The following is a 9,507-nucleotide window of genomic DNA, read 5'->3' on the forward strand; positions in this document are numbered from 1 at the left end:
CCCTACTCCTGCAAACCACTGGGCCTGCTGGTCCGCCCCCGTTACTGGACAGTTAACAGTAGAAGACAACCGGCGGCAGTGCCTGAATCGTCAAGAAGGCAAGGGGGTGTAGGCCCCGACGGTGATCACCCCGGTCAGCTCGGCCGTGACGCTCTGCAGGCCGATCGGCTGCCCTTCCTTGTCGTAGGTGATCAGCGTGACCTGCCCCGGCCGGCGCAGCGTGTAGCCCAGCGCGAAGGCGTACGCCGCTCCCCCGGTCGTCCCGTTCGTGTACGTCGTCACCGACCGCCCGTCGACCACCCGGCTCTCCGGCCCCACCTGCCGGTGCAGATGGCCGGACAGCACCAGTCGCGCGCACCCGCGGGCGGCGGTGTCGGCGCCGGACGCCGGGTCGTGGACCACGAATGTCGAGATCCGCTTGTTCTCGGCCTGGTCGCAGGCGATGTCCGCGAGCCGCTCGGACTGGTGCTCGATGGTCTCGTCGCCGGGGCTGTCCGCGCTGCCGAGCCCGGTCTTGGTCGGGTCGCTGTCGCCCAGGAACCGGATCCCCTCCACCTCGACCGGCTTGCTGTCGAGCACGGTGAACCCGTTCTTGCGCATGGCGTCCTCGATGTGGCCGCCGGCGTCGTGGTTGCCGGCCACCGCGACGACCTTGAAATCCTTGAAGTGCTGCCGCAGCGAGTGGATGCTGAAGACTTCCCAGCCCTGGCCGGACGACGTGTCGTCACCGGCGTCGATGAGGATCTTCGCCCCGCCGGCCTTCGCCACCTCGGCCGCGAAGCCGTCGATGCCGATGTTGTCGTGCCGGTCGTTGACCTGCAGTGCGACCTTCTGCCCCTCGGCGGGCTGGTGGATCTGGGTGGCGACATCGGCCACCGAGTCCTTCAGCTGACCGTAGAACCGGGACGACCGCTGGTACGTCTCGACCGCGGACCGGATCACGCCGACGCCGCCCGTGGTGGAGAACCCGGAGGCGACCTCGACGCCCTGCAGCTGCTCGTCGAGCGGGATCTCCGGCAGCAGGTCGGCGAGTGGCTTCCACTCGGTCGGCGGTACGTCGACGGGCCGCATCCGTCCGGGGCCGAAGATCGAGGCGATCGTGATCAGCATCGCGACCAGGACGACGATCGCCCGGTGCTCGAGCCGGCGCTCGTGACGGTGTACGAGGTGCCACAGCTCCTGGCGGCGGCGGGCGCCGATCATCGCCCAGACGGTCGCCACCACGACGACCACCAGCAGACCGGAACCGGCCCCGGCCAGCGCGTCGTCGACGGCCATCTCCTGGACCACCTGCTGGATCCGCCCGATCTCACCGTCGGGCTGGGCCGCGATCAGGGCGTCGCGGTTGATCAGGTCGGTGAGGTTGGCGGCGTCGGTCTCCTGGACGTCGACGTTCACGCCGAGCCCGAGCGGGTTGTCGCTGGCGATCCGCAGCCGCGGCAGGACGGCGCCGAGGTCCACCGTCGCGTGCCCGTCGAAGGTCGGCGAGACGGTCGCGGCGTGCGCACCGATCGTGACGCGCTCGGAGTCGTTGGCGAACGCAACCAGGCCGATCGTCACCGAGGTGACCAGCCAGAGCACGACGAGCGTGGCCCACGGCGCGATCGCGCGGAGCCGGGCCTTCGTCACCAGGCGCGTTGCCACACTTCCAACCTATCGACCCTCACCACTTTGAGCACCGACCAACCAGATCGCGGGGTGTTTCATGGTTGGCCGGTGCCCAAGGACGGTCAGACCGCCAGCGGGCGGGCGGTGGGCGGGATGGGGGTGGGCAGGGTGGACGAGCCGGTGAGGTGGGTGTCGACGCCGTTGGCGCACGAGCGGCCCTCGGCGATCGCCCAGACGATCAGGGACTGGCCGCGGCCGGCGTCACCGCAGGCGAAGACCCCCTCGACCGACGTGTGGTAGTTCTTGTCCCGCTGCACGTTGCCGCGCTCGTCGAGCTCGACGCCGAGCTGCTCGAGGAAGCCCTCGCGCTCCGGTCCGACGAAGCCCATCGCGAGCAGCACCAGCTGCGCCGGGATGTGCTTCTCGGTGCCCTCGACCGGCGCGAACCGGCCGTCCTTGAACTCCACCTCGACCAGGTTCAGCCCGGAGACGTTGCCGGCGGCATCGGCCTCGAAGTTCACCGTGGAGACGGCGTACACCCGGTCGCCGCCCTCCTCGTGGGCGGAGGCGACCCGGTAGATCATCGGGTACGTCGGCCACGGCTGGTGCCCCGGGCGGTCCTCGGACGGCCGCGGCATGATCTCCAGCTGGGTGACCGAGCGAGCCCCCTGGCGGTGCGCCGTACCGAGGCAGTCGGCGCCGGTGTCGCCGCCGCCGATGATCACCACGTCCTTGCCGGTCGCAACAATCTGGTCCTCGACGTTCTGGCCGAGCGCGACCCGGTTCGCCTGCGGCAGGTACTCCATCGCCTGGTGGATGCCGCCGTGCTCACGGCCCGGCACCGGCAGGTCGCGGGCCGCGGTGGACCCGGTCGCGATCACCACGGCGTCGTACCGCTGCTTCAGCTGGGTGCCCGTGACGTCCACGCCGACGTTGACGCCGGAGCGGAAGACCGTGCCCTCCTCCTTCATCTGCTGGATGCGGCGGTCGACCTGTTCCTTCTCCATCTTGAACTCGGGGATGCCGTAGCGCAGCAGGCCGCCGGGGGCGTCGGCGCGCTCGTACACCGCGACCGTGTGACCGGCGCGGGTCAGCTGCTGCGCGGCGGCCAGGCCGGCCGGGCCGGAGCCGACGACGGCGATCGTCTTGCCGGTCAGCCACTCCGGCGGCTGCGGCTTGACGTCACCGGTCTCCCAGGCCTTGTCGATGATCGCGACCTCGACGTTCTTGATCGTCACCGGGTCCTGGTTGATCCCGAGCACGCACGCGGTCTCGCACGGCGCCGGGCAGAGCCGGCCGGTGAACTCCGGGAAGTTGTTGGTCGCGTGCAACCGCTCGATCGCGCTCGTCCAGTCGTCCCGCCAGACCAGGTCGTTCCACTCCGGGATCAGGTTGCCCAGCGGGCAGCCGTTGTGGCAGAACGGGATGCCGCAGTCCATGCAGCGGCCGGCCTGCTTGGTGATGATCGGCAGCAGCGCCTTGCCGGGCCCGCCGGGGTAGACCTCTTTCCAGTCCTGCACACGCTCGGCGACCGGCCGCCGGTCGGCGACCTCCCGTCCGGTGGTCAGGAATCCCTTGGGGTCAGCCATCAGATGGCCTCCATCATCGCTCGCGTGGTGGCGTCCTCGTCCAGGCCGTCGCGCTCGGCGGCCGCCTTGGCCGCCAGCACCCGGGCGTAGTCGCGGGGCATCACCGTGGTGAACCTGGCGGCCGCTGCGGGCCAGTCGGCGAGCAGCTTGGCCGCCCGTTCCGAACCGGTCTCCTCGTGGTGCCGCCGGACCAGGTCGTGCAACAGGTCGGACTCGTCCTCGGTGAGCGGGAGCAGGTCCACCAGCTCCGGGTTCACCAGGGCGCGGTCCAGGTCGAGCACGTGGGCCACGCCGCCCGACATGCCCGCGGCGAAGTTCCGGCCGACGGCGCCGAGGACGACGACACGCCCGCCGGTCATGTACTCGCACGCGTGGTCGCCGACCGCCTCGACGACCGCGGTCGCGCCGGAGTTCCGGACGCAGAACCGCTGGCCGGCGCCGCCGCTGATGAACAGTTCGCCGGACGTCGCGCCGTACGCGATCACGTTGCCGGCGATGATCTGGTCGGCGGCGTCGAACCGGGCGTGCCGGTCCGGCCGGATCACGACCCGGCCGCCGGACAGGCCCTTGCCGACGTAGTCGTTGGCGTCGCCCTCGAGCCGCAGGGTGACCCCGCGCGGTACGAACGCGGCGAACGAGTTGCCGGCCGACCCGGTGAAGGTCAGGTCGATGGTGCCGTCGGCCAGGCCGGCCGCGCGGTACCGCTTGGTGATCTCGTGGCCGAGCATGGTGCCGACGGTCCGGTTGACGTTGCGGATCGCGAGCTGTGCGCGGACCGGTTCGCCGTTGTCCAGCGCCGGGGCGCAGATCCGGATCAGCTCGTTGTCGAGCGCCTTGTCCAGGCCGTGGTTCTGCTCGGTGGTCCGGTGCCGCGACGCGCCCTCGGGCAGCGCCGGGACGTGCAGGATCGGCGTCAGGTCGAGCCCGTCGGCCTTCCAGTGGTCGACCGCGCGCTCGATGTCGAGGACCTCGGCGTGCCCGATCGCCTCGTCCAGCGTGCGGAAGCCGAGCTCCGCCAGGTACTCGCGGACCTCCTCGGCGATGAACTCGAAGAAGTTCACCACGAACTCCGGCTTGCCGGAGAACCGCTCGCGGAGCACCGGGTTCTGGGTGGCGACGCCGACCGGGCAGGTGTCCAGGTGGCAGACCCGCATCATGATGCAGCCCGACACCACCAGCGGCGCGGTCGCGAAGCCGTACTCCTCCGCGCCGAGCAGTGCGGCGATGACGACATCCCGGCCGGTCTTCAGCTGGCCGTCGGTCTGGACGACGATGCGGTCGCGCAGCCCGTTCAGCAGCAGGGTCTGCTGGGTCTCGGCGAGGCCGAGCTCCCACGGACCGCCCGCGTGCTTCAGCGAGGTGAGCGGCGCCGCGCCGGTCCCGCCGTCGTGACCGGAGATCAGAACGACGTCCGCGTGCGCCTTGGAGACGCCCGCGGCGATCGTGCCGACACCGACCTCGGACACCAGCTTCACGTGGATGCGGGCGGCCGGGTTGGCGTTCTTCAGGTCGTGGATCAGCTGCGCCAGATCCTCGATCGAGTAGATGTCGTGGTGCGGCGGCGGCGAGATCAGGCCGACGCCCGGCGTCGAGTGCCGGGTGCTGGCGACCCACGGGTACACCTTCGGGCCGGGCAGCTGCCCGCCCTCACCGGGCTTCGCGCCCTGCGCCATCTTGATCTGGATGTCGTCGGAGTTCGTCAGGTACTCCGCAGTGACGCCGAAGCGGCCGGACGCGACCTGCTTGATCGAGCTCCGGCGGGCCGGGTCGTACAGCCGCTCGGCGTCCTCGCCGCCCTCGCCGGTGTTCGACTTGCCGCCGAGCTGGTTCATCGCGATCGCCAGCGTGGTGTGCGCCTCCGCGCTGATCGAGCCGTAGCTCATCGCGCCGGTGGAGAACCGCTTGACGATCTCGCTCACGGGCTCGACCTCGTCGATGGAGATCGGCTCTCGGTCGGACTTGAACCCGAACAGCCCGCGCAGAGTCATCAGCCGCTCGGACTGCTCGTCGACCTTCGACGTGTACTGCTTGAAGATGTCGTACCGACCGGTGCGGGTGCTGTGCTGCAGCCGGAAGACCGTGTCCGGGTCGAACAGGTGCGGCTCGCCCTCACGGCGCCACTGGTACTCGCCGCCGATCTCCAGCTTGCGGTGCGCCGGCAGGATGCCGTCGGCCGGGTAGGCGCGCAGGTGGCGGCGCCGGACCTCCTCGGCGAGCGTGTCCAGGCCGATGCCGCCGAGCTTCGACGACGTACCGGTGAAGTACTGGTCCACGAGCTCCGGGGACAGGCCGTTCGCCTCGAAGATCTGGGCGCCGGTGTACGACGCGACCGTCGAGACGCCCATCTTCGACATCACCTTGAGGACGCCCTTGCCGAGCGACTTCACCATATTGCGGATCGCCTGCTCCGGCGCGACGCCGGGCAGGTACGTCCCCTGGCGGCACAGGTCCTCGACGGACTCCAGCGCCAGGTACGGGTTGATCGCGGCCGCGCCGTACCCCATCAGGAGCGCGACGTGGTGCACCTCGCGGACGTCACCGGCCTCGACGACCAGGCCGACCTGGGTGCGGGTCTTCTCCCGGACCAGGTGGTGGTGCACCGCGGCGGTGAGCAGCAGCGACGGGATCGGCGCGCTGTCGGCGTTCGAGTGCCGGTCGGACAGCACCAGGATGCGGGCGCCGTCGTTGATCGCGGCGCTCGCCTCGGCGCACAGCTCGTCGAGCCGCGCCTTCAGCGCGTCGCCGCCGCCCTCCACGTCGTACACACCGCGCAGGACCGTGGTGGCCAGGCCGGGCATGTCGCCGTCGAGGTTGATGTGCCGGAGCTTGGCCAGCTCGTCGTTGGTGATCACCGGGAACGGGATCACCACCTGACGGCAGGACGCCGGGCTCGGGTTCAGCAGGTTCGACTCCGGGCCGAGGCTGGACGACAGCGAGGTCACCAGCTCCTCGCGGATCGCGTCCAGCGGCGGGTTCGTGACCTGGGCGAACAGCTGCGCGAAGTAGTCGAACAGCAGCCGCGGGCGGTCGCTCAGCACCGCGATCGGCGTGTCGGTGCCCATCGAGCCGATCGGCTCGGCGCCGGACTTCGCCATCGGGGTGAGGATGACCCGCAGCTCCTCCTCGGTGTACCCGAAGACCTGCTGGCGCCGGGTGACCGAGGCATGGCTGTGGACGACGTGCTCGCGCTCGTGCAGGTCCTCAAAGCGGATCAGGCCCGCGTGCAGCCACTCGTCGTACGGGTTCTCGGCGGCGAGGGCGTTCTTCACCTCGGCGTCGGTGATGATCCGGTGCGCGTCGACGTCGACCAGGAAGATCCGGCCGGGCTCGAGCCGGCCCTTCTCGGTCACGGTGGCCGGGTCGATGTCCAGCACACCGGCCTCGGAGGCCAGGACGACGAGGCCGTCGTCGGTCACCCAGTAGCGCGAAGGGCGCAGGCCGTTGCGGTCCAGGACCGCGCCGACCTTGGTGCCGTCGGAGAAGACCACCGATGCCGGGCCGTCCCACGGCTCCATCAGCGTCGAGTGGAACTCGTAGAACGCGCGCCGCTTCGGATCCATGGTGGCGGCGTTCTCCCACGCCTCCGGGATCATCATCAGCATCGCGTGCGGCAGCGAACGGCCGCCGAGGTGCAGCAGCTCGAGGACCTCGTCGAAGGACGCGGAGTCGGACGCTCCCGGTGTACAGATCGGGTAGAGCTGCTCCAGGTCGCCCGGGATCAGGTCGCTGGCCAGGAGGGCCTCGCGGGCGCGCATCCAGTTCCGGTTGCCCTGGACGGTGTTGATCTCACCGTTGTGGGCGATGTACCGGTACGGGTGCGCCAGCGGCCAGGACGGGAACGTGTTCGTCGAGAACCGGCTGTGCACGATGCCGATCGCGGACGCGAGGTCGGGGTCGGTCAGCTCGGGGAAGAACTTGTCCAGCTGGTCGGTGGTCAGCATCCCCTTGTAGGTGATCGTCCGGCCGGACAGCGACGGGAAGTAGGTCTCGGTCTCCTTCTCGGCGCGCTTGCGCAGCCGGAAGGCCATCCGCTCCAGCGCCAGGCCGAGCACGCGGCCCGCCTTCGCGGTCACGAACAGCTGCTTGAACGTCGGCATCACCGAGCGCGCGGTCGCGCCGAGCAGCTCCGGCGTGGTCGGGACGTCCCGCCAGCCGACCACCGTCAGCTGCTCCTCCGCCGCCAGCTCCTCGATCCGGGCGATCGCCTTCGCGGCGTCGTCGGCCTCGGCCGGCAGGAACGCGATACCGGTCGCGTAGCTGTGCGGCGCCGGCAGCTCGAACGCGCACACCTTGCGGTAGAAGGCGTCCGGGACCTGGATCAGGATGCCGGCGCCGTCACCGGAATCGGGCTCCGCACCGGACGCACCACGGTGCTCGAGGTTCCGCAGGGCGGTCAATGCCTTGGCCACGATGTCGTGGCTCGGTTCACCGGTCAGGGTCGCGACGAAGGCGACACCACAAGCGTCGTGCTCGTGGGTTCCGTCGTAGAGTCCCTCGCGCGGGAAAGGCGGGCTACCAAACATTCAGGAGCTCCCGTCGTCCTACGGTCAAATACAACTGGCCGCGGGACAACACTGGCCCAAGCCGGGAGTCCCGAGACTACCTCATGACGCCCGCCAGTCGGACTTCCTGTCCACCGCGAAACGCCCTGTTAACCCTACGTAAGCAAGCGCTCACTACTAGCTTCCTATCTTCCCAGCCACCCGCTCGGGGAACCACCAACAGCACCTGAAATTCACTTGCTGAGACTGATAGGCCGGTCTTATGTCGTGGCAGCCCTCCCCCGCCTGGACCCCGCTCACCGCCGGCACCGGGCAAGCGACAGGCGGGGTCTGGCGGACACCGGACGGCGAGGTGGTGAAACGCCTCGTTCCGGGCGTGACCGATCCGCGCCATCACGCCTTCTGGGAACGGCAGGCGCTGGTGGCCGAGTCCGGTGTCGTCGCTGGTACGCCGGGGCTTCGCACGCCCGCTTGCCTGGGCGTCGAGCGGGACGATGACGGCATCACGCTGCGGACCGCGTACACCTCACCGGTCGAGTGGGCCCCGGAGGCCTTGGCTGCGGCTCTCGGGCGGTTCGGAGCGTGTTCCGTGGCCGAGCCTGCCTGGGGTGCCCGGGGCGTACTTCGTGACCGTCTGAGGACCGTGGAGCGACGTGGCGGGTTCCGGGCGCTGGGCCGGGCCGGATTCGGCTCGGCGGCGATCGAGGAGCTGTGGGCGAGGCGCGAGGCGGCGCTGGCGGCGCTCGACGGGCTTCCTCGGGTGCCGACGCACGGCGACGCTCATCCGGTGAATCTGATCGGCCGCGACGGCAGCGACGTCGTCGCGATCGACTGGGAGCAGTTCGGCCTTGGCCCGGCCGGCTTCGATCTCGGGTATCTACTGCTGGCCGTGGACGTACCGCTGGAAGATCTCCTGCAGGCGTACGGCGACCCAGGGCGGCGTGGGCGCTGACGCAGCCCGCTCCCGGAGATCATCTGTCGCGGCTGGCCAAACAGTCGGCGGTTGTGGACGAGGCTGTCAGCCACGCTTCGTAGAGCGCCTGGTAGTTGGGGAAGCGGGTTGTGGTTGCCTCGAGCAGTACGGCGTGTATGGCGGGTGGCGGTTCTGGTAGCAGGACCTGGGCGGTGCGGGCCATGACGTATGCCGTCGTGCGGGTGTCTATCGGCGCACCGAGGGCGTGCTCCTCGGGGGCCATGAAGCGCTCGGAGCCGAACATGCGGCCCATCGCGTTGCGGTGCGGGCCGCGGTGGTACATGTCCAGGTCCATCACCGTCAGCCGGTGCTCGTCGAAGTCGTAGATCAGCGCGCCGTCGTAGAAGTCCCCCTCGACCCAGCCGGCAGCGTCCAGCGCGGCGTGCAACTCGTACAAGGCGTCGAGCGCGGCCAGGATCTCCGCGGTGGGCAGCGCCCGGAAGCGCTCGCGGGCGGCCGGGTCGTGCAGCAGGTCGCCGTCGCGCCAGTCGTACACGAGGACGGGTCCGGCCGGCGACTCGATCACGGTGTGCAACACCGGCAGCGTGTGATGCGTGACCGACCGCGCCAGCTCGGCCGCGGTCCGGAGGAGGGCTACTCGGCCGTCGAAGTCCAGGTACGGCCGGGTGTCCGCGGGATCACCGGCGGTCTTCACGAAGTACCGCGCGTCGGCGGTCCCGACGCCGTACGAGAAGTTGCCGGAGTCCTGGGTGGTGAAGCGAGCGAAGATGGTGCCTAGCTGTGATGTCCAGGGACGTTGGTTAGTCGGGTGATGGGTGGCTGGCCGCCGATTGCGCTGTGGGGTCGGTGATGATTGTAGAAGTGGAGCCAGCCG

General features: G+C 70.0%; 6 protein-coding genes. 1 reads left to right on the forward strand and 5 read right to left on the reverse strand.

The window, feature by feature from the left end:
* Positions 1-90: 90 nt before the first annotated feature.
* The 3 genes from AB0I12_RS16050 to gltB form a co-directional block, all read right to left on the reverse strand.
* Positions 91-1,644, reverse strand: coding sequence for a metallophosphoesterase (locus AB0I12_RS16050; protein ID WP_359929737.1), 1,554 nt, complete (start codon positions 1,642-1,644; stop codon positions 91-93).
* Positions 1,645-1,730: 86 nt separating this feature from the next.
* Positions 1,731-3,197, reverse strand: coding sequence for a glutamate synthase subunit beta (locus tag AB0I12_RS16055; protein ID WP_359929739.1), 1,467 nt, complete (start codon positions 3,195-3,197; stop codon positions 1,731-1,733).
* Positions 3,197-7,720 carry a glutamate synthase large subunit gene (gene gltB, locus AB0I12_RS16060; RefSeq protein WP_359929741.1) on the reverse strand — a complete coding sequence of 1,508 codons (4,524 nt, stop codon included), beginning with the start codon at positions 7,718-7,720 and terminating at the stop codon, positions 3,197-3,199. The genes AB0I12_RS16055 and gltB overlap by 1 nt, the downstream gene beginning before the upstream one ends.
* A 241-nt stretch (positions 7,721-7,961) precedes the next feature.
* Between gltB and AB0I12_RS16065 the strand changes: the two genes are divergently transcribed.
* Entirely contained in the window at positions 7,962-8,651 is a 690-nt protein-coding gene (locus tag AB0I12_RS16065) for a phosphotransferase (RefSeq protein WP_359929742.1), read from the forward strand.
* Positions 8,652-8,670: 19 nt separating this feature from the next.
* Here the strand turns inward: AB0I12_RS16065 and AB0I12_RS16070 are convergent, their stop codons facing one another.
* A complete protein-coding gene (locus tag AB0I12_RS16070; RefSeq protein WP_359929744.1) occupies positions 8,671-9,327 on the reverse strand; it encodes a hypothetical protein in 657 nt (218 codons plus the stop codon).
* Between the two features lie 80 nt (positions 9,328-9,407).
* On the reverse strand, positions 9,408-9,507 hold a 100-nt coding region (locus AB0I12_RS16075; RefSeq protein ID WP_359929774.1), incomplete at its 5' end, for an integrase core domain-containing protein.

It is taken from the genome of Kribbella sp. NPDC050459, from assembly GCF_040655315.1.
Taxonomy (GTDB): domain Bacteria; phylum Actinomycetota; class Actinomycetes; order Propionibacteriales; family Kribbellaceae; genus Kribbella.

Excerpts from the sequence above, each read along its gene's own strand:
- AB0I12_RS16055 (WP_359929739.1), bottom strand. The coding sequence starts at position 3,197 with ATGGCTGACCCCAAGGGATTCCTGACCACCGGACGGGAGGTCGCCGAC.
- AB0I12_RS16065 (WP_359929742.1), top strand. The coding sequence starts at position 7,962 with ATGTCGTGGCAGCCCTCCCCCGCCTGGACCCCGCTCACCGCCGGCACC.
- gltB (WP_359929741.1), bottom strand. The coding sequence starts at position 7,720 with ATGTTTGGTAGCCCGCCTTTCCCGCGCGAGGGACTCTACGACGGAACC.